The organism is Phyllobacterium sp. GQ127, from assembly GCF_059758635.1.
In genome coordinates, this window is record NZ_JCAXDZ010000004.1 from 212696 (window position 1) to 232982 (window position 20287).

The following is a 20287-nucleotide window of genomic DNA, read 5'->3' on the forward strand; positions in this document are numbered from 1 at the left end:
TCGCGAAAGAAGCCTGCTTCCAGCCGGATACTCATCAAAAGGCCACCCTGTGGCGACTAAAAATGGTGAGTAAAAATGACAAATCCCAGACAGCCACTTCGCAGCAGATATCAGCGCTTCACGGGGCAATCTCGATCTAGCGCAGATCCAGCGCCACCGCTCGGATCAAAATAGCGCGCCGCGTCAAATCATTCTCATCGCCAAGTTTCGCATCGCTCCCGTGACGGAGTGGAAGATCAACGAAGCATGTCTGCCGTCCTTTACTGAGTCCAAACAACATGAAGCATATTCAACCTGTCTCTATTATCATTCCCACACTCAATGAAGTCGACAATATTGACTTGATATTGTCGGCGATTACCTCCCAGCCTGCCGCTGATACAATATATGAAATTCTTGTCGCCGATGGCGGTTCAACAGACGGGACATTGGAGCGCGTTCGTGCTTGGGAGCCCGACTATCCGGTCAAGCTCATCTGCGGAGATGGTATGCGAGGATTGGCGGGGGACGTATTGGCAGCATCACGCGAGGCCAATGGTAGTATCATTGTAGTAATGGATGCTGATCTCAGTCACCCGCCAGATCAGATTGCCAATATGATCGGTCCAATTGTAGCAGGCACGAGCGATATGGTTGTCGGCAGCCGTTATGTGTCCGGCGGAGCCACGCCGGGCTGGCCCGGATCACGTCGGCTTTTATCACGTCTTGGCGGCGCATTAGCTTGGCCGATTACCGAATTAAGCGATCCAATGTCCGGATTTTTCGCGGTTCGAAAGGAACATCTTTTAGCGGTAGATCCCGACGCTACGGGTTTCAAAATCGGACTGGAAGTCATCGCAGCTGGCGGGCATACTTTGCGCGTTAGTGAGATACCCATTATTTTCCATGACCGAACTTTAGGGCAATCGAAGATCGGCTTTAATCATTTGATCAGCTATATGCGCCGTCTGCTGGTCTTGGGAGGCGGTAATATTTCGTTTGGCACCGCCGGGCGTTTTGCAGGCGTAGGGCTGATCGGGTTCGCAGCAGATATCTTGCTGTTCCAAGTTTTGATTGCCTACGGCTTTAGTCTTGGCCAGTCTCACGCGATCAGTTTCGCTGCCGCTGCAATTATCAACTATAATCTCAATTCCCGTTGGGCCTTTTCTCCAAGCGTGAAGCAGGATTGGACCCGCCTTGCCCGGTTCGCGGCTATCTGCCTGCTGGCTTTCTCGCTACGAGGCGGCATCATCGCCTGCGCCGTTCACCTCCTCGATTGGCCTCCTTTAGCCGGTTTAATCCTCGCTATCGGAGTTGCTGCAATTGTAAACTATCTCGGCAATGCTTTCTTTGTTTACCCATCCCCTACATCCCGTTTGGCACCGGATATCTCATGGCGCGTAGCCGCCATTGGCATTGTGGGATACGCCCTTATGCTTCGACTGACGTTCCTCGGAGTTGTGGATCTCATCCCGGAAGAAGCTTATTATTGGAATTATGCGCAACACCTAGACATTGGATATCTCGATCACCCTCCAATGGTCGCCTGGTTGATCTGGTTGGGCACGAGTCTATTTGGCAACACCGAATTTGGTGTACGCATCGGCGCTTATGTTGCGTGGATCGCAACAGCTACCTTTGTCTTTCTATTGACACGAAATCTGTTTGGAAAATCTGCCGCGCTCGTCAGCTTACTTCTCATATCAACGCTACCGTTTTTCTTTTCAACCGGCATCATGATGATGCCCGACGCACCTCTTACGGCCGCCTGGGCTGGAGCGCTTTATTTCTTGGAGCGATCTTTTTTGGGTAACAAACGTGGCGCATGGTTTGGCGTAGGTGCCTGTGTTGGTCTTGGAATGCTCTCCAAATACACGATTGTTCTGCTCGGACCTGCCACCCTCGCCTTCCTGTGCCTGGACGTTGTCTCTCGGCATTGGATGCGACGACCAGAGCCCTACATCGCGGCAGCTATTGCTGTGCTACTCTTCTCACCCGTGATCATTTGGAACGCGACAAATGAATGGGTTTCCTTCGCTTTCCAGAGCACGCGGCGGCTGGAGAGCCCGTATAATTTTTCATTTCCCGCCTTGATAGGCAGCGTCGCAATCCTGCTCACTCCGTTCGGGCTGGTTGCGACAATTTCCACCCTCATAAATCTTGAATTTCGAATTAAAAGCAAGGGTTTGATACGTATCCGCAGGTCTTTCTTCGTTTTAGCATATACGCTGGTTCCGCTTTCAGTCTTCATTGCATTCAGCCTCTTTCACAGCGTCAAGTTAAACTGGACAGGGCCAGTCTGGCTCGCGATCGTGCCGGCAATCTCTGCTGCAATCGTCAAACCATCTACTGACGGATCTCGGTTTGCAGTGACGCTACGGCGATTGTGGGCTCCCACGGTAGCTTCGACATTCGTCATCTATGGGTTGGGCCTGCATTACCTGGCTATCGGATTGCCCATGACCCATTCCATCGGGACAATTCGTACCCTTCCCGTAGCGTGGCAGGAGTTGGGGCATGAAGTTGGACTGATTCAAAACGCGGTTGAATATCAGAGCGGCAAACCCGTGCTCCTTATTGGCATGGACAGATACTTTCTTGCCAGCCAACTCGCCTTCTATAATCGCCTGTCAAAAGACCCGATAAAAAGTTCGGTTGGCAGCGGCGTCCTGGGTAAAAATAGCCTGATGTACAATTATTGGTTTCGGCCGAAAGATTTCCAGGGAAATAATGCGATCCTCATCAGCTTGAAACGGCATGAACTGGAGCAAGATTCTCTGAGCAATCGGTTTTACAAACTGACTGAAATCCAACAACAAAATCTAGTCAAACAGGGTGTTTCTGTTGGCAGCTTTTATTACAGGGTAGGTTATGCGTTGCGCGATTGCCCCCCGATCACAGAATGTAATGGCCGTTCGGCCCGCACTCGAACAGGCCATTGATCGACGATCGCCATGCAGTGTTCCATTCAAACGGGAAAGCTCAGAACTACCCCGTCGCACTGAGAGTTGTTACGGCCACTGACTGGCCGATAAATGGCCGTGCTTCTTCAACCGCTTGGTCGATCCGCGCGTGGATATGTTCTGAAATGATCTCATGATTGAGGAAGTCGCGATCGACAGCAAAGACGCCAGTCGGAAGCGTATGAGCCATAAAGAAACCAAACAAGGGTCGCAGCTGGTGTTCGACGATTAGCGCATGCCGATCGCTACCACCAGTGGCCGTAAGCACTACTGGCTTGCCTTTCAGGGCAAGCGGCTCGAGTAAATCGACGAAATGTTTAAAGAGCCCGGCATAGCTGCCCTTATAGGTCGGTGTGCCTACCACAAGGATATCAGCCGCTATAATTCTGTCGAGAATTTTTCCGGCTTCAGAACTGAGCTCGCTGACATGGCGGGCGGATCCAAGAGAGTCTCCCAGATCGATCAGGTCGTAAATTTCAGCCGCCAGGCCATATTGCCGACTGATCCGATTGACCGTGTTTGTGACGAGCAATCTTGTTTTGGAAGGGCGGTTGAAGTTGCCGGAGAGACCAACAACAATTGGATTGGGCATGAGCGATATCCTTGATATGTACGCGCCGCAAGAATGGCTGATGACTCCAAGACTACCAAAAGCATTGCGATTAAAAAGAACGTAGAGGCTGAACTGAACGCCGATACTGGTAAATCTTTCTCAATCGCTGCCGGAAGATAGTATGTGCGTGGTCGCCCCTCCTCAAGGGACGACGCCTACGACCGGCGCGCTCAGGTCTGCTCTCAGCCAAAGATATCTCTCCGGTGCAAAGACAAACCCCGGACTCGGGGGCGGAGACTAGGCTCACATCGCGCTGGAATCATTGTTTGAACGCAATATTTAAAATCGTCATTTCGTCGCTTGACTTAGAGTATACTCTAATCCCTACCCTCCAATGCGTCGTGGTGAAGAAGGTAATAATGAAGATTGGCGAACTGGCGAAGCGTTCGGGACTATCGGCCCACACTATCCGTTACTATGAGCGGATTGGGCTGCTTCCGTATGCGGATAGAGACCAATCGAAGCAACGAGACTACGACGCAACAATCCTGATCTGGATTCAGTTTCTTGGTCGCTTGAAAATGACTGGAATGACGATCCGGGACATGCTGCATTACGCAGCTTTGCGGGAGCGGGGTGTCGAAACAGAAGCGGAGCGTTGCAAGCTGTTGGAACAGCATCGCGATCGCGTTCGCGCCCACGTTACCGATCTCCAAGCCTGCCTTCTTATCCTTGACACCAAGATTGCCGGATATGCCGGCAAGGAACAGAGGATGAAGGAACATGATACAGCACTCCCAGAACGCCGGCGAAAGCCGACTGGAACGCGGACAGCGCGCACTCGCTGAGATCGACGGTGAAGCCGGAAACAATGTCATCGCTGCCTTGGCGGATATAGCCCCCGATTTTGCGCGCTATATTCTCGAATTTCCTTTCGGGGACATATATAGCCGCCCTGGCCTTGATCTGCGCGCTCGCGAAATTGCCACCATTGGCGCGTTAACGGCGCTGGGCAATGCCAGTCCACAATTGAAGGTTCACGTCGAGGCCGGATTAAATGTCGGACTGAGCCGAGATGAAATTACCGAAATCATCATGCAAATGGCCGTCTATGCCGGTTTCCCGGCAGCACTTAACGGGTTGTTCGCCGCCAAGGAAGTATTCGCCCGACGCTTCCCCAAAACGCAGGAGCGCACAGCATGATGAAGCTCATTCGCCCTTCTGTAATTGGCTATTTGGCGCCTCTCGCCATAGTTGTTTTGCTTTTGCAGATAACGGCAACTTCCGCCTATGCAAACAAAGCTGCACCTGTGGAGCTCTGGAAAGGGTTCAGTTCGCCAGTCGGCATGGCTTTTGATGATACAGGAAACCTGTTCGTGGCAGAATGGGGAGCAGGACGCGTCTCCCGGGTCGACCCGGCCGGCAATCGTACAATCTTCGCTGATGGAATTTCCGGTCCATCCGGGCTGACGATCGCACCCGACGGATTTATCTATGTTGCATCCTATTCCGGCAACGAGATCTATCGTTTCACGCCAGCGGGAGAACGAAGCACATATGTAACAGGCCTTGCGACACCAGCCGGAATCGGCTTCGACAGATCAGGACAGCTTCTAATTGCCAATCGCCGTACCAATCAAATACTCGCGGTGAATGACGACGGTCAACTGGAGCCGATCATCGAGGGCTTGCGAACGCCGGTGGGGGCGGTTCAAACACCGGACGGCGGCTATGTTGTTTCCAACATCGACGGTGACATCACGCTCGTGCGCCCGGACGGTTCCCGCATTCAAACAGGTAAGGCTTTGGGCGCACCCGGCCCTGGCGTCGCAATGACGAAGACCGGCCGTGTCTTTGTGGTCGACTATGGAGGAACAACCGTTCAGGAAATATCGCCCGAAGGGAAATTACGCGTCGTTGCCGATGGACTGAGAAGTCCGGTCGGGTTGGTCGTGGCACCTGACGGTACATCCTTGCTCACGGCCACGTGGGGTGATGGAGCGATCTATCGTATCCCCATTCTGAATCAATAGCAGAATTTTCTATATCTACCGGCGATAGTTACTCCTGTAATAGGAGTTACGCAGCAAGTGGGAATCCATACGTCAGGTGCGGTTGATCGGTAAAATTGATCTACCGCTCCTGCTGATTTGGAGTAACGAAATCCGGCACAGAGCTCCGTTTGAATATCTTCAATTTCAATCGTGCTATGGCTGTTGCGCGCCCGTCGTTGTCACATAGATTGAGTAGAGCGACTGCGTTGCAGTTATAAACAAACGATTACGCCTCGTCCCGCCGAAAGTGAGGTTTGAAACTGTCTGTGGGACCTTTATTTTGCCGAGCAGCGTCCCGTCACTACTAAAGCAGTGAACACCATCAGCAGCGCTTGACCAAAGATTCCCATTCAAATCAACGCGGATGCCATCGGGAATGCCGTTATCGATATGAGCAAAGACGCGACCGTTGCTCAAGGTCTTCCCGTCCACAACATCGAAGACGCGGATATGCCTTGGGGCGCCATCTGTATGGCTTGCACCGGAATCCGCCACATAGAGCAAGCTTTCGTCGGGCGAAAAAACAAGACCGTTAGGTTGGAGGAAATCTGTCACCACGGCAGATAGGTCACCACTCGCAGGATCGAGCCGATAAACATTGCGTGACGATTGTTCGGGTTCAGATTTGTAACCCTCATAATCTGAGAGTATTCCGTAAGTCGGATCGCTGAACCATATAGAGCCATTCGAATGAACAACGACATCATTGGGAGAATTAAGGCACTTGCCGAGATAGCGGTCGGCCAAAACGGTAATTGTTCCGTTCACTTCCGTGCGCGTGACACGGCGCGTGCCGTGCTCGCACGATATGAGGCGGCCTTCCCGGTCCCGTGTATTGCCATTGGTAAAATTGGACGGTGACCGGAAAACCGAAACGCCACCCTCAGGAATCCACCGCAACATTTGTTGGTTCGGGATGTCGCTCCATAAAAGGCTGTTGCTATCATTGAACCAGACTGGCCCTTCAGCCCAACGGCAAGATGAGTACAGTTCCTCAAGCACCGCACTACCTACAATAAGGCTGGTAAAGCGTTGATCATGAACTTCATAAAGCGCTGTATTGATCATTCCAGGTACACCAGTTTTAACGTTGTTCAGAGTTGTGGCCACCGGCAAGAACGATAATGCCGATGATGATAATACCGGTCATGATCAGGCGAATGCCGGCGTCAAACCCGTAGGTGTTGAGCATCGAAACAACGAGAAACATGAAAAGTGAGGCACCCCATATGCCCGGAACGTTGGAGTTTCCGCCAGCAACTGCTGTTCCACCAATAACGACGACGGCGATGGACATCAGCAGATATTCCGACCCCATATTGAGCGCGGCTCCACCCGAAAAATTTGCTAGCAGGAAGCCACATACTGAGGCCAGAACCGCGCACAGAACATAGGTAACAATGCGCACGCCGTCGACCGGGATCCCGGTCATGCGGGCCGCCAGTATATTCTGTCCGATGGCAGAAACCCACCGACCGTAAATCAACTTCTGCAAAAGCCAATAGGCAACGATGGAAAGACCGAGCGCAATCCAGGCAACGTTAGGAACACCCAGCGTCATGGATGTGGTAAAATCAGCAAGAATCGCCGGTGGTTTGATCCGCAGTCCGCGATTGGTCCAGATTGCCGTCGACTGCACAATAAAACTCATCGACAGCGTAGCAATGATTGGTGGAATACGCAGTAATTTGATCAGACCATAATTGCCCACGCCAACAGCGACACCGATTGCAACGGCGACGAGCAAACCCGGCACCACCATGGAATCCGCGCCGCCCATGAGCTTTAATGCAATCGTACCTGAAAGTGTCATCGTTGCCGGGACGCTGAGATCAATATTGCCTGGTCCGAGCGTGATGACAAACATCTGGCCGATGCCGACGATAATTGAAAATGCCGCAAAGGTAAGCGCGGCTTGCGAGAGCCCATATGCGCTTGCTCCACCAGTGAACATGATAGTGACAAACCAGACGATTGCCGCTGCGACGAAGGACCATATCCATGGCTTTTCCAGCAAGAGCTTAATCGAAATCATGCGGATTTTCCTCGCCGTTCAAGCCGGTTGAACAACAATCGAAGGGCCAGAACAATAATCAGGATCATGCCTTGCGCGCCAATCTGCCAGTCCGGCGATATTCTGAGAAAAGACAGGAATGAACCGGCCAGAGTTAATGTCAGCGCGCCAATAACGGCCCCGATTGGAGAGACCCTGCCACCGACGAACTCGCCTCCGCCCAAAATAACGCCAGCGATTGAGAGCAATGTATATCGTAGGGCAATATTGGCGTCGGCTGAGGTTGTAAGACCCACGAGCGCCGAGCCGGCAAGAATGGCAAAGAAGGCTGCAAGCGCATAGATAATGGCGCGAGCGCGTACAATGGACCAACCTGCCCTTTCAACGGAACGAAAATTGCCGCCCACCCCGCGCAAGACAACACCGAGTGAGGAGCGCATAATAAGAAAATGGGCGCAAACAGCAACGAGAATACTGGCGATAATTGCCAAGGGCACCAAAGGCGGTTTGGAAACCATCAATGCCCGCAACCAAACCGGTGACTGTCCACCAGGCGCAGGCAGAATTAGAACTGCTAACCCACCCCAAACAAAGCTCATACCAAGCGTAACCACGATAGAAGGAAGGTTTCTCACATGAATGAGAACACCAAGAGCGGCATAAGCAAGAATCGCTGCGGCCAGGATGGCAATACCGAGAAAAGGGTTTGTATTGAGAAACGTAGCCACAACGCACGCCACAAAACTGACAAAGGCGCCCATGGAAAGATCGAGGTCGTTGACTGTCATGATAAGCATCTGAGCAATCGTGGCTAGCGCGATCGGCACAGCAAGATTGAACAATAGATTTAATCCATTGTAACTCATTGCACGTGGCTGCAGGTAAAAGATGACAAGTAGAAGAAGGGTAAGCGACAGCGCGGGAATCAGCAGTCTAATGGCGTCGCGTGTGAACCAATTTGTCATGCTGCCGCGCTCCTGAATGACGCAGCAAGAATATTCTTCTCCGTTACCCGATCTCCGGTCAATTCTGCAACAATCACACCACTGTTGAACACGTAAACACGGTCACACAGACAGATTTCATCCATCTCAGTGGAATACCATATGAAGGTACGTCCCTTGTCCGCTTCCGATCGCAAGATTGAATAGACTTCCTGCTTGGTCCCGATATCGACACCGCGAGTCGGATCATCCATCAACACCGCGTCCGCCCGTGTCGCAAGAGCACGGGCAAACAGCACCTTTTGCTGGTTACCTCCCGATAGCGACAGGATGCCGTTTTCCACATTTTTGGTGCGTATTTCGATCTTGGATTTCCAATTTTCGACGAGCTTAGCTTCGTCCTGCCGTCGGATGAAACCCTTTGTTGAAAGGTCTGACAGATGACCGATCGACATATTCATGATGATGCTCCATAAAGGAAATACACCGTTGAGGCGGCGGTCCCCAGCGATAAAAGCGACCTTTGGTGCTCGCTCACGCACCCAATTGCCGCTCTGCTTGAGATAAATATCGATTAGAGTTTCGGTCTGGCCGTGGCCGCCAAGGCCCGCCAATCCGATGATTTCGCCCCTATGCGCCTTGAGTGGCAATCCTTTGCCTGCGCGCCTTGCCGCTGAAAGGACAGGTTCGCCGGTGTTGATGTCTCGAATGGACCTTGCGGACGGTCCTTTTACCACGCTGCCCATGGATTCGACCAAACTATGTTCCGTGCATCCTTCTGACGGTCTGGCTGCAACCACCTTGCCATCCTTCATAACGACGATCCGGTCGCAGGTTGAAAGTATTTCGCCAAGGATATGCGATATGAAAATGACCGAACCACCGGTTTTGACAAATGCGCGCACGAATGCCAACAATTGCGCGGCAAGCCCTGCGTCAAGAGATGACGTGGGTTCATCCAGTATAATAAGTCTTACCTTTTGAATCACTTCGGAAAAAGCCGTAGCGATTTCCACCATCTGTCTTTCCGCAATGGTTAAATCGCCAACAAGCGCCCCAACGGGAATGCGGTGGCCGGGGAAAATCTCATCAAGCTTTGCGCGAACGACAGTACTTGCTTTTTTCCGCCAGCCCCAACCTGCGAGGCTCCGATGCATGATACGGGTATTTTCGGTAACGGTTAAGTTGGGGCAAAGCGACAGTTCCTGAAAGACGCAACGTACCCCGTGATCTCGGGCCACCTTGACATTATATTTTTCAATAAACTTACCGCCAAGCGCAACGCGTCCTTCATGCGGCGTGAGACCGCCATTAATGACATTGACGATGGTGGATTTTCCCGCGCCGTTATGGCCGACCAGCCCAACGCATTCACCGGGCTGAATTGCAAGCGTTACACCATCAAGGGCTTTGACTGCACCAAAGCTTACTCTGGCATCCCTCACTTCTATCACAGCGTCTTGCGGTCTAGTATTCGTCACGCGGATCCTCAATACTGCGAAAGGCTCGGCCTGATATAAAAATCAGGCAGAGCTGGTTTTATCGTATGACGAAATCTATTTGGTTGACGCAATTACCTTTTGCGCGTCCTCAAGCGAATACTCCACATTGGCGACACCGCCCTCTTGGGTCGTTTTCAAGCTGGCTTCCAGATCGTCTTGATCTATCTGGAGGAACGGTACGGTCAATTCCTTCTTGACTTCTTTACCATCGAGTATCTGCTGCGCGACCCAGAATGCCAATGTCGACACACCGGGCGCAATCGACACCGACATGGTTTCATAATTGCCAGCATCCTTTTGTTTTTTCCACCAGACAAGCTCATCCTGGCGATTGCCCATGACAATCACAGGCGTAGGGCGTTTAGCGGCCTCGAATGCCTGTGCCGCTCCATAACCGTCGCCACCTTGTGTGACAACACCGACGATCTCAGGCAGGCTTGGAAGAATACCGGCAACAGCACGCTGGGCTACATCCTGCGCCCAGTCTCCATGCACCGATCCAACGATTTTGAATTGCGGGAATTGTTTGACACCCTCGTGAATCCCGGCTGAAATTTCATCATCGACAGAAACCCCAGCGAGACCACGAATTTCCAGGAGATTGCCGCCATTGGGTATTTTACTGGCAAGATACTCGACCTGCTTGCGACCCATTTCCTTGAAGTCTACCGCAATGCGCCAGGCGCACGGCTCCGTTACGATACCATCAAAGGAAACCACCGTGATGCCAGCATCACATGCCTCCTTGACGGCACCATTTAGTGCTGTGGGCGATGCTGCATTGATGACGATGGCATCGTAGCCCTGCAAGATCATGTTTTGAATTTGTGCTGCTTGCTCCGTCGCCTGATTTTCGGCAGTCGTGAATGGATCAGCTGCAGCAACAACACCGCTTTTGGCCGCGTCACCAGCAACTTTCGCCCAGCTCGTCAGCATGGCCTGCCGCCAGGAATTGCCGGCATAATTGTTTGACAAGGCAATTTTCTTGGCCGAGGTATCTGCAATTGCCAGATTTGGCACTGCAGTACATACGAGCGCTATCGTCGCCAAAAGAACATTGGTAGTTTTCATTTCTCTCTCCCCAGATTAAGCTAGTTCTTCGAACAGATCCCGATCAGCGTTTCTTCTGATCGAAACTCCTCCTGTCGAATTCTTCTCCCTTTGATCCTGCAAGATGAGTTACGTTGTCGGGCTTGTATAGGCGTTTTACGGCAGGCATTTTGCGGGATATGCCGAAAAAGATGCGGGATCACGCAAGACGAGTTCATATGACTTGGCGCTTTATGTAAGTGAATATGGTGTTCACTATAGCCGGTGGGCCACGGAGGAATACATTTTCGGGAGGGAATGCAGAATGTTGAAGATGGCACCAGCGGCACTGCTTGATCACTATATCGGAATTTCGCGGTTGCTGGCGGGTCAGCTGGAGTTTCATTCCGCGATTCGCGCGGTGGCAGTAGAGATCGCTCATATCATCCCGCACGATCATCTTGATGTCTGCATTATTATGCATGGAGGAAAATACCACACAGCCTATGAGACCGGACTAGAAACGGCATGGGGAACTCATCCGCCTGCACTTGTCTCCCAAAGCCCTATCCGCGCCCTCTTGTGGGGTGAGGTACCCTTTATGCTGACCGACGACGCACTGACGGATGCACGATTTAATTTCAAGGGCGCATTCATTCAACCCGCCTTCGAACAGGGGTTGCGAAGTCGCATCCACCTCCCTCTCAAAGTTGAAGGGGATATTATCGGAGCGTTGAGCTGTTCTTCCCATCAAAAACACTTCTATACAATGGAAGACGTCGACAATGCGCGATCCATCGCCGATCTTTTATCTGCCTATTTCTTTGCGTTGCGTGCTGCCGATCAAGCGCAAAAATCAGCGATCGTGGAGGCTGAAGCAAGGGTCCGGGAAGAGGCACTGCGTCTCGGCGCTCTGAACCTTACGGAGGCATTGGAGCGCGAGCGCCAACGCATTGGCATGGACTTGCATGATCAGACATTGGCCGATCTCACCCGCTTGGCGCGCTGGTTGGAGCGTCTGGCTAGCGAACAGGTCGTGTCCGGTGACGAACTTGAATCGGTTGCGCGAAGTTTGCAGCACAGCATGCAGGATCTGCGGCAAATTATAGAAGAGGCAAAACCCTCGGTTCTTCAGCTTTTTGGTTTCAGCCAAGCTATAGAAAATCATCTGGACCGCTCCATCCGTGACAGTGGCTCCGGGCTTCGGCAGCAACTGGTCGACGAGACGAATGGTGTTATCGATCAGCTGGATCAGACCGTTTCTATCGCTCTCTTCCGCATCACCCAGGAAGCGATCAACAATGTTATTCGCCATGCTCGTGCGAATAACATTGTCGTACGCTTGCTGGAACAGGTCGACGGCGTCTCAATAGAAGTCGTGGATGACGGCTGCGGTCTAAAAACGCGCCGTCGCGCGGGCGGTGGTATCAACAACATGAAGACAAGAGCCCGGCTGATTTCTGCAAAGTTCTCGATCGGACCCAACCAGGACAATGTGGGAACGCGAGTCGTCGTTCATCTGCCAACCGCCGCTGTACCTGATCGCGAATTTTAAGGAGAATGGGGTGCAAATACTAATCGTTGAGGATGACTCACTCCATCGATCTTATCTGCGAGATGCGGTCAATGCTGCCCTTCCGGAATGCAAAGCCATCTTTGAGGCTGACAACGGCATGATCGGCGAGAGAATGGCACGCGACCATAAGTCAGCTCATATTGTCATGGATCTTCAAATGCAGACGAGAAACGGCATCGAAGCAGCCCGCACTATTTGGAAAGAGCGGCCCGACACGCGGATTCTTTTCTGGTCCAATTATTCAGATGAAGCCTATGTGCGTGGTGTTGCTCGCATAGTTCCGGACGGCGCTGCCTTTGGCTATGTGCTCAAATCTGCATCGGAGGAACGCCTGAAGCTGGCACTTCGCAGCATTTTCATCGAGGCACAATGTGTCATTGATCGCGAGGTGCGCGGAATGCAGCAAAAAAGCCTTGGTCAGGCTAAAGGCGTAAATGATATCGAGTACGAAATTCTCATTGATGTCGCCTTAGGACTGACTGACCGGGCAATAGCCGCTCGTCGCAATATTTCACTGCGTAGCGTGCAAAACCGGCTTCAGCAACTTTACGAGAAGCTTGGGGTTTATCAAACATCCGGAGACGGCCGTGATGGGCGATTCAATCTGCGCGCGCGCGCAGTTGCCGTTGCCCTTATGCGCAAGCTGATCAATTACAATGGACTGGAGCGTTCGGAGGTTGAATTGAACGAATGGCTCGATGCTGATTGACCGGTAATACCGAACGATGACCCCGGCTCATGTACAAACCCATTCGCGAATTTTGCATTTAGCGCCATCGGCTTCGCAAATACGCATTGCGGCATCCACGGCTTCATCGCGGGTTACAGCGGATTTCGCGCCCCAGATCCTGGTGGTCTTCTTCTCCTTGGCGACCGCGAGCGCGCCACAATGATTGTAGGGAAAGCCGGTATGGTCGTCATCGTCCCAATGGCGATGGTTGCGGAAAACCTCGACGACAACGCAATCTTTGCCGCCATCGTTCTCGCAATGTTCGAGCGCAATGTCCGAAGCCTCTTGGCGCTTGTCCGCGCCCCAGAAGAAGCCATGGACCCCATCGGCCTCGGAATAGGCGATCGCCGCCCAAATGCCGCGCTCCTCGACATCCGGAACCGGCACCTCGGGCACGATCAGGTCCGCCGCGACCAGATGGGCCGTCGACATCAGCAGCGATCCAATGACGCCGATGGCAATACGAAATCTCATTGCTTGCCTCCATTTGTTCCGGCCGCAGAGGCGACGGAAATTACAACGCAGCTATTTCCGCTGGGCAGCAGCATCGCATTGCCGCCATTGTTCGGCAGCTCATAGACACTGACCTGAGCGAGATTGTTGGTGAGCTTGCTGCCCTGCGGCAGCCGGGCCGGCATGTCCGCACATGGCACGGGGAAAGGCGCTACCCGCACCATCGAGCCTTCGCAATCCGAACCGGTCGGCGCCGCGACGACGACACCCGCCGCGATGCCGGTATATCCTTCGGTGGCGTAGTTCATGCCGACAAGCGCCTGGACTGCATGATGGTCCGGGGTCTCGTTGTTCCAGATCGACTGGACGCCATATTGTGATCCGCCTGTCAGCAGCGCTCCAAGGCCGGGAAAGACATTCGAGCAGGCAAGCAGGCCCGCCTGTTTGGCATGTTGTCGGAACGGTGACTCCACAGTATTGGCGCCTGGCTGCGGCGTATCGGCGACGGCAGGGGGTGAAAGGACGATGTCTAAAATGCCGTAGCGCGTCGCACCATAGCCCGCGGCTCCGAGCGCCGCGATGCCGAGCAGCGAAAGCGTAACCTTCTTCCACCAGTTGTGCGATGGTACAGCGGCGATGGTGGCCGGCGCCTCGGCATTTGTGTTTCGCGACATTATCCTGTCATGGATCGATTGCTGGGTCATTCCTGGTACCTTTTCAATTGATCGCCTCGACGGCTGCGGAAAGGCCGCTTAAGGGCGCAACCAAACTGATTGTTTTGCCTGTTCTGGTCGCATAGGAAATCGTCGGGGAAGACTTCTTCGATATCTGGTCGCGCATGATCGGGCCAACCGGCAGCATGCCAACGCAGACGGCCTGGTTGCAGCCGTCGAGCCGTATCTTGACCGGTTCCTTGCGGCCCTCAAAGGCCAGCGCCAATGGCGCATCCGCATCCGCGATCGGCGCAGTGCGCACGATCATGTATGGGTTGCCTTCCTTCGTTGCGGCGAGCGACCAGCTGAAGGCGACCTGCCCCAGCTGGTTTTCGATGGTCTGTGTGACGTTGCAGACCCTCTGGCGAGCCTTGACCTTCTCGTCGCAGATCAATGTCCAGTTTTCGAAGGGCCGTATGGTCCGCTGATAGTCGCCCAGCTTGACATCGGCTGGCGGCACCACGTCTGAAGGCTTGATCCGGAAGCCTGCCTTAGCCTCCTGCCCTGCCGCAACCGGACAGGACAGGCTGGAGAGCGCCAGCGAAACGAGGAGCCAGAATGAGCTACGTCGCAGCATCATTGCCTCAGTTCAACGTGAAACTGAGACCGGCTCCCACACCCCAATGGCCGCCGGCCGTAGTACCTGAGAGATTTGCACGTACCCGGCCGTTTTCGCTTGTGTACCCTGTGCCAAAGGCGAGAGCACCGGCATCGCGCCAGTAACCGCCGCCCACCGCCACACTGACCTTTCCGGGCCTATCATCATAACGCAATGAAGCAGCGGCGAGGCCGATGGCTGCGGCTTGGCGAGCTTCGTCGCGGATCGAGTCGAACTCCTGATTGAGCTGCCCGAATTTCTGATCCGTGTAGCTATTGGCCTCATTCAAAGTTGTTGTTGCGACGCTATCTGTATAGTCGTTCGATGTCTTAATGGCGTAGGTCACATTTTCCTTCAGCTGCGAGACATTGACGGCATCATTGTCGGCAACGCCTTTTCCAACATTGGAAATGACAACCGGTGCATTAACATCACCTCCTTGGAGGGTGATATTATTTGTTTTTTTGCCGTCTTTGATATCGTAAAAGACGGCATTGTTGTTGATACTACCAATTCCGCCTTCCAAATCCTCGATCGCGGAGTTGGTAGCATGCAATTGCGATCCATTGATCGCATCTGTACTGTCCGCAGCAATGCGTCCCGCTGCTACGTTTGTGATTGTCCGTTCCGCTCCGTCAGCGCCGACACTGACGGTCCCCACAGGCGTCGTTCCAGCAAAATCATACTGTTTGCCGCGAATGGTGGTGCCGGCGGTTCCGACAGCCGTCTCCGTGACAGATCCAGAGCCGAGGGCGACATCATTGGCATTGTTCGCCTGAGCGCCTTCGCCGAGCGCCACGGAGCCCACGCCGGTTGCTGCCGCGCCATGGCCGGCCGCGAGGCTGTCGGTGCCGGTAGCGATGCTTTCCGGACCAATCGCCACGCTGTCCGTACCCGTTGCCGATGAATCGGCCAGTGTGGAATTGGCGTGGAAATATTTGATGCCGCCGCCATTGTTGATCTGGTTGTTGAGATTGGTGATGCTTGCATCGACGGCGGTGAACCCATCATAGACGGTCGTATAGCTGCCGCCCTGGATATTATAGGTCGGGCCGGTGATCGTGCCGTCGGGATTGACGACGGCACCGCCACCGAGATTGTTGGTGATCTGCGTGCCCAGACCGCGCAGCTGGCTGACATTGACCGCATCCGTTTCGGCGGAACCGGCCGCGAGATTGGTCAGTTTGCGTTCCGTGCCCACCCCGCCGATGGAGACTTCGCCGAAGGAAGTCTGCGGAGCCGCAAGCGCAAAAGCCGTATAGCCGGTCTGCGCTCCGACAGTCGTCACCGACTGCGCGCCGAGGGCGACGCTGTTGATGTGATTGCTGTCGGCACCGGCTCCGAGGGCAACCGACTGGATACCGGCTGCCGTGGCCTGGGTGCCGAGCGCAATGCCGTCGGCGAGGAGCACATGCGCGCCCTGGCCGATGGCCGTTCCACCCGGTGCCGTTTGATCGACGATCGCTCCATTGCCGATGCCGACGCCATTATCGCCATTGACAACCGTGGTCGGGCCGACGGCGATCGATTCCGCACCGACGGCGAGAGAGTCGCCGGCGACCGAATTGGCGTGGAAATATTTGGACGGCGTTGCAGCAACCGAAGCGATGGCGCCTTGGAGCTGGCGTATTGTCACGGCGTCCTGCGAGTCCGTACCATCAGCGACATTGGTGATCTGGCGGTAGGATGTGGCCGTGCCGACCGAAACCGCGCCGAGCAGCGACTTGTCGGTAGTGTTGTATTCGATGAAGTTCGTCGGACCCGCCGCGATCTGGCCCGTTGCAGGCGCCAGCGCACGGTCCGAGACGGACCCGGAGCCGAGGGCCACACCGCCGAGGATGGTGGACTGGCTCTCCCGTCCAAGTGCCAGCGAACTTTCGGCAATCGCCGTGGCATTGTAGCCGACGGCGGTCGAACCAACCCCCTGGGCCGACGAGTCGCTCACCGCCAGCGTCCGGTCATTGGTGCGGACATAGCGGATGCCGTCGCCATTGGCGTCAGTATAGGCAGTGGAGGTATCGCCCGCGATATTGTTGATCGTATCGCCGATGTCGCCGATGGAGTCGCCGAGATTGGCGATGTCGGTCGTATTGGTCGTTACCTGCTGGTTGGTCGCGAAGAGCTGCGAACCGTTGACGGCATCCGTGGAGGCGCCGGAGAGCTGGCCCGCCGCGACGTTCTGCACCTGGCGTTCGGCGCCCGCGGAACCGACGGAGAGCGCACCGGCCGGCGCGCCTCCGGCAAATGCATAGTTCACGCCGCCGATAGTGGTGCCGCCAACTGCCGTCGTCACGCCGCTTACCGAATTGAGGCCTATCGCCACGTCACCGGCATTATTAGCCACGGCATTTGGACCTATCGCGACGGAATCCGTGCCGATTGCCTGCGAGTCGGGCAGCGTCGAATTGGCATGGAAATATTTGATGCCGCCGCCGTTGTTGATGTTGGTGATCGTCGTGGCAACACTTTCGACTGCCTGGTTAGTCGCAAATAGCTGCGAGCCGTTGATGCCGTCGGTGGAAGCAGCACTAATGCGACCGGCAGCCACATTGGTGAGTGTGCGCTCTGCGCCAGCAGCGCCGATGCTTACGGTGGAGGAAGGAGTTGCAGTTCCGGCAAAGTTATATGTGGTGCCTGCGATCACGGTACTGGCGGTCCCCACCGCCACGTCGGTGACTGAGCCCGATCCCAATGCAACATCGTCTGCATTGTTAGCGACGGCTGTATCACCAAGTGCGACAGCACCAGCCACGCCTGCACGGCTCGTATTACCCAGTGCGACCGAACCCTGGCCAATCGCCACGTTACTGTTGCCGATTGCTACCGCGCCATTGGCCATATTGGCTGCTGTAGCGCTTGCCGTGCCATCCGCATTAGCGATGTTGTTTGCGCCGCCGGTGAAGGCGCCGGTGCCGCTGGCATAGCTCGGATCGCCGATTGACACAGCGCCGTCGCCATAAGCGACATTGTCCGCGCCGATAGCCACCGACTTGCCCCCGCCTGCATTGGCTCTGGTGCCGATAGCGACGGCGTCGTCAGAGGTTGCTATTGCAGTATTGCCCATGGCGATCGCGCTGGCTGCCGTCGCCTGGCTTGCACGTCCCATCGCGATTGCGTCATTCTGCGATGCGGTCACGTCCGTGCCGATGCCGATGGCACTCGCCCCGCTGGCGCCTGCTCCAACAGTGCGCGCGCCGAGATAAACAGAGTTTAATCCTGATGCGGATGCGGCGATGCCGAGCGCCACGGCATTCTGGCCATTGGCAACCGCGCTGACGCCGAGAGCCGCGCTATTGATTCCGCTGGCGGCTGCGCCCAGTCCCAGCGCGATCGAATTCAAGGCAGTCGCTGTGGCATTGTTGCCGAGCGCCGTGGTGGAGGTGGCGGTAGCCTGCGCTCCCGAACCCGCCGCAAGAGCGCCGACACCACTTGCGAGGGCCTGATTGCCGAGCGCTGTGCCGAAATCGGCCGTTGCATTTGCGGCAGTGCCGATTGCGGTACCGGCGGTGCCGGATGAAACGGCATTGGTGCCGATCGCAATGCTGTTGGGCAGAGCCGTGTTGGCCTGAACGCCTGCGATTGCACCAAGGCCGAGCGCGATGGACTGATTACCCCAAGCGCTGGCGTTCCGCCCCATTGCTGTGGCACTTGTACCCGTCGCCCGGCTTTGGCGGCCAATCGCAGTGGCATCGACCTGAGATGCCAATACGTCCGTGCCTATGGCAATGGCGCTCTCCTGAAGGGCGCCCCCTCCTGCAACAGTTCGGTTGCCGAGATTGACAGCGTTGATTGCGGTGGCGGTCGCCTGGAAACCAATGGCGATGGCGTTCTGATTGCTTGCGACAGCGGAATTGCCTTGGGCAATGGCATCCAGTCCGGAAGCGGTTGCCCCAAACCCAAGCGCGGTGGCGCGCAGTCCGGTTGCCCTGCTGACATAACCGACCGCCGTTGAGTTCACGCCGTCCGCCCGGGCGTTGAGGCCCAAGGCGGCTGCACCGGCGCGCGCAACGGAGTTGACGCCGATGGAGGTTGCTCCATCCGCTGTGGCCTGGGCGTTGCCGCCGATGGCGAGAGCGTTGACGCCGTTCGCGCCCGCGAAGACACCTATGCCGATCGAATTGAGGCCATTGACAGTCATCGAATAGCCGATAGCAATTGTCGCATCACCAGTTGCGGAATTCGCGGTGCCGAGCGCCACGCTGTTATTGCCATTCGCTGTGGCAGTGTTACCGATGGCGACGGCGTTGCCGCCTGTCGCCGAACCGCCGCCAGCTTGGTACTGCGCATGGGCAGCTCCGGAAAAGCCAAGTGCGATGATCGTCGTCAGCGCGCCGAGCGCCGTGGTCGAACGCAGATTGCCGCCTACACCCAACGTCCCAAGGCCTAGACCCTTGCGCTGAACGCCAAGAACGCGATGCGCCAGGCGAAGTACTGCCATTAACCGGCGACGATGCGACCGATCCCCGGATCTGACCCAGTTTTGGTCTTCAGCTTGTATGAGTTGAGACATAGGCTTAATAGAACGATTCATGCATTCAATCATGGCTTTTCCTCGCTGTTGACCAGGCGTTCCGGGGGACTGGAATTCGCATTTTCGCCTGCAGTTTCCTCAGTTTTTTGCGCGCGATCCAGCAACGCACTTCCTATTGTTGCGCCTTTGCTCTCGATGAGTTGCCGGGCACTTTCCACCCATGGCTGTGAAGCCTGTGGTACAGCATGAAGCGCAGCCTCGGTGCGCTCCGGCGGAAGCTTGATCGAAATCAGCGACTGGCAGATTTGATAATGGGAAGCAGGTTCGGTCTCACCAAACCGGGGTGTGGTGAGACCCAGCACAAAACATGCGAAGAGATGATCAAGCTCTGCTGAGCTCATACGGCCCGCATACTGCTTATCAATCACAGACCAAACCGCTTCGATTTTGGGAGCAAAAACCTCGATGTCAGGAGACTGCATCAGACTCATCTTTGGCAAAGCCAATTGGAATCATGATTGCAGAAATCTGTCATACGCCCCCCCATCGCAAAGCGAAATTCCTCGCGGTCCATTATGGCCGCCATGAGCTATTGACAGGTCAATTTTTGAACAAAGTCATTACACAGAAAAGCCGCAATTGCAGAATCGTGCGCAAATAAGCCTTTCGAATGAGATATTTCTAACTAATTCGATGTATCTGGTAGCA

At 54.9% G+C, this 20287-nt stretch carries 17 protein-coding genes; 6 read left to right on the top strand and 11 right to left on the bottom strand.

The features are described 5' to 3' along the window. The first annotated feature begins 278 nt into the window (after positions 1-278). Positions 279-2921 (top strand): glycosyltransferase family 39 protein, encoded by a 2643-nt coding sequence (locus tag AC6CHM_RS16665; protein WP_498173776.1) that lies wholly within the window; start codon positions 279-281, stop codon positions 2919-2921. Positions 2922-2967: 46 nt separating this feature from the next. Here the strand turns inward: AC6CHM_RS16665 and msuE are convergent, their stop codons facing one another. Further along, entirely contained in the window at positions 2968-3534 is a 567-nt protein-coding gene (gene msuE / locus AC6CHM_RS16670; protein ID WP_115054919.1) for an FMN reductase, read from the bottom strand. Between the two features lie 380 nt (positions 3535-3914). Between msuE and AC6CHM_RS16675 the strand changes: the two genes are divergently transcribed. Genes AC6CHM_RS16675 through AC6CHM_RS16685 form a run of 3 tightly spaced genes read left to right on the top strand, consistent with a single transcriptional unit; the run spans position 3915 to position 5528 of the window. Further along, entirely contained in the window at positions 3915-4343 is a 429-nt protein-coding gene (locus tag AC6CHM_RS16675; RefSeq protein WP_337353368.1) for a MerR family transcriptional regulator, read from the top strand. Beyond that, positions 4279-4698 carry a carboxymuconolactone decarboxylase family protein gene (locus AC6CHM_RS16680; protein ID WP_337353367.1) on the top strand — a complete coding sequence of 140 codons (420 nt, stop codon included), beginning with the start codon at positions 4279-4281 and terminating at the stop codon, positions 4696-4698. The genes AC6CHM_RS16675 and AC6CHM_RS16680 overlap by 65 nt, the downstream gene beginning before the upstream one ends. Next, positions 4695-5528: an NHL repeat-containing protein gene (locus AC6CHM_RS16685; protein WP_440809530.1), complete on the top strand. Its 834-nt coding sequence runs from the start codon at positions 4695-4697 to the stop codon at positions 5526-5528. The genes AC6CHM_RS16680 and AC6CHM_RS16685 overlap by 4 nt, the downstream gene beginning before the upstream one ends. A 174-nt stretch (positions 5529-5702) precedes the next feature. On the opposite strand, the gene AC6CHM_RS16690 is transcribed toward AC6CHM_RS16685, so the two are convergent. The 5 genes from AC6CHM_RS16690 to AC6CHM_RS16710 form a co-directional block, all read right to left on the bottom strand. Next, the gene (locus AC6CHM_RS16690; protein ID WP_440809527.1) at positions 5703-6617 is read right to left on the bottom strand and encodes an SMP-30/gluconolactonase/LRE family protein; all 915 of its coding nucleotides are present in this window, start codon (positions 6615-6617) and stop codon (positions 5703-5705) included. Positions 6618-6633: 16 nt separating this feature from the next. After that, positions 6634-7584: an ABC transporter permease gene (locus tag AC6CHM_RS16695; protein WP_440809524.1), complete on the bottom strand. Its 951-nt coding sequence runs from the start codon at positions 7582-7584 to the stop codon at positions 6634-6636. Then, a complete protein-coding gene (locus AC6CHM_RS16700; RefSeq protein WP_115054914.1) occupies positions 7581-8528 on the bottom strand; it encodes an ABC transporter permease in 948 nt (315 codons plus the stop codon). The genes AC6CHM_RS16695 and AC6CHM_RS16700 overlap by 4 nt, the downstream gene beginning before the upstream one ends. After that, positions 8525-9988: a sugar ABC transporter ATP-binding protein gene (locus tag AC6CHM_RS16705; RefSeq protein WP_498173777.1), complete on the bottom strand. Its 1464-nt coding sequence runs from the start codon at positions 9986-9988 to the stop codon at positions 8525-8527. Before AC6CHM_RS16705 ends, AC6CHM_RS16700 begins: the two co-directional genes overlap by 4 nt. 75 nt (positions 9989-10063) lie before the next feature. Further along, positions 10064-11080 carry a substrate-binding domain-containing protein gene (locus AC6CHM_RS16710; RefSeq protein WP_115054912.1) on the bottom strand — a complete coding sequence of 339 codons (1017 nt, stop codon included), beginning with the start codon at positions 11078-11080 and terminating at the stop codon, positions 10064-10066. Positions 11081-11363: 283 nt separating this feature from the next. Here AC6CHM_RS16710 and AC6CHM_RS16715 point away from each other — a divergent pair, with 283 nt between their 5' ends. Both AC6CHM_RS16715 and AC6CHM_RS16720 read left to right on the top strand, forming a co-directional pair. Continuing rightward, positions 11364-12593: a GAF domain-containing sensor histidine kinase gene (locus AC6CHM_RS16715; RefSeq protein WP_498173778.1), complete on the top strand. Its 1230-nt coding sequence runs from the start codon at positions 11364-11366 to the stop codon at positions 12591-12593. 10 nt (positions 12594-12603) lie between these two features. Then, positions 12604-13323: a response regulator transcription factor gene (locus AC6CHM_RS16720; RefSeq protein WP_336441402.1), complete on the top strand. Its 720-nt coding sequence runs from the start codon at positions 12604-12606 to the stop codon at positions 13321-13323. A 27-nt stretch (positions 13324-13350) separates the two neighbouring features. Here the strand turns inward: AC6CHM_RS16720 and AC6CHM_RS16725 are convergent, their stop codons facing one another. The 5 genes from AC6CHM_RS16725 to AC6CHM_RS16745 all read right to left on the bottom strand — a co-directional run bounded on the left by AC6CHM_RS16725 (position 13351) and on the right by AC6CHM_RS16745 (position 20061). Next, positions 13351-13818 (bottom strand): DUF4189 domain-containing protein, encoded by a 468-nt coding sequence (locus AC6CHM_RS16725; protein ID WP_498173779.1) that lies wholly within the window; start codon positions 13816-13818, stop codon positions 13351-13353. Beyond that, complete coding sequence (locus AC6CHM_RS16730) at positions 13815-14501, bottom strand: hypothetical protein (protein ID WP_440809509.1); 687 nt, start codon at positions 14499-14501, stop codon at positions 13815-13817. The genes AC6CHM_RS16725 and AC6CHM_RS16730 overlap by 4 nt, the downstream gene beginning before the upstream one ends. A gap of 13 nt (positions 14502-14514) precedes the next feature. Continuing rightward, the gene (locus AC6CHM_RS16735) at positions 14515-15087 is read right to left on the bottom strand and encodes an invasion associated locus B family protein (protein WP_337353505.1); all 573 of its coding nucleotides are present in this window, start codon (positions 15085-15087) and stop codon (positions 14515-14517) included. 7 nt (positions 15088-15094) lie between these two features. Then, positions 15095-19546 carry a YadA-like family protein gene (locus tag AC6CHM_RS16740; RefSeq protein WP_498173780.1) on the bottom strand — a complete coding sequence of 1484 codons (4452 nt, stop codon included), beginning with the start codon at positions 19544-19546 and terminating at the stop codon, positions 15095-15097. A 101-nt stretch (positions 19547-19647) separates the two neighbouring features. Next, positions 19648-20061, bottom strand: coding sequence for a hypothetical protein (locus tag AC6CHM_RS16745; protein WP_337353357.1), 414 nt, complete (start codon positions 20059-20061; stop codon positions 19648-19650). Positions 20062-20287 lie beyond the last annotated feature (226 nt).

Bases quoted from the DNA above. Each gene is read 5' to 3' on its own strand.
- AC6CHM_RS16730 (WP_440809509.1), bottom strand. From the start codon at position 14,501: ATGACCCAGCAATCGATCCATGACAGGATAATGTCGCGAAACACAAAT.
- AC6CHM_RS16695 (WP_440809524.1), bottom strand. From the start codon at position 7,584: ATGATTTCGATTAAGCTCTTGCTGGAAAAGCCATGGATATGGTCCTTC.
- AC6CHM_RS16665 (WP_498173776.1), top strand. From the start codon at position 279: ATGAAGCATATTCAACCTGTCTCTATTATCATTCCCACACTCAATGAA.
- AC6CHM_RS16725 (WP_498173779.1), bottom strand. From the start codon at position 13,818: ATGAGATTTCGTATTGCCATCGGCGTCATTGGATCGCTGCTGATGTCG.
- AC6CHM_RS16680 (WP_337353367.1), top strand. From the start codon at position 4,279: ATGATACAGCACTCCCAGAACGCCGGCGAAAGCCGACTGGAACGCGGA.
- msuE (WP_115054919.1), bottom strand. From the start codon at position 3,534: ATGCCCAATCCAATTGTTGTTGGTCTCTCCGGCAACTTCAACCGCCCT.
- AC6CHM_RS16715 (WP_498173778.1), top strand. From the start codon at position 11,364: ATGTTGAAGATGGCACCAGCGGCACTGCTTGATCACTATATCGGAATT.
- AC6CHM_RS16675 (WP_337353368.1), top strand. From the start codon at position 3,915: ATGAAGATTGGCGAACTGGCGAAGCGTTCGGGACTATCGGCCCACACT.
- AC6CHM_RS16735 (WP_337353505.1), bottom strand. From the start codon at position 15,087: ATGCTGCGACGTAGCTCATTCTGGCTCCTCGTTTCGCTGGCGCTCTCC.
- AC6CHM_RS16740 (WP_498173780.1), bottom strand. From the start codon at position 19,546: ATGGCAGTACTTCGCCTGGCGCATCGCGTTCTTGGCGTTCAGCGCAAG.
- AC6CHM_RS16745 (WP_337353357.1), bottom strand. From the start codon at position 20,061: ATGCAGTCTCCTGACATCGAGGTTTTTGCTCCCAAAATCGAAGCGGTT.
- AC6CHM_RS16690 (WP_440809527.1), bottom strand. From the start codon at position 6,617: ATGATCAATACAGCGCTTTATGAAGTTCATGATCAACGCTTTACCAGC.
- AC6CHM_RS16710 (WP_115054912.1), bottom strand. From the start codon at position 11,080: ATGAAAACTACCAATGTTCTTTTGGCGACGATAGCGCTCGTATGTACT.
- AC6CHM_RS16685 (WP_440809530.1), top strand. From the start codon at position 4,695: ATGATGAAGCTCATTCGCCCTTCTGTAATTGGCTATTTGGCGCCTCTC.
- AC6CHM_RS16700 (WP_115054914.1), bottom strand. From the start codon at position 8,528: ATGACAAATTGGTTCACACGCGACGCCATTAGACTGCTGATTCCCGCG.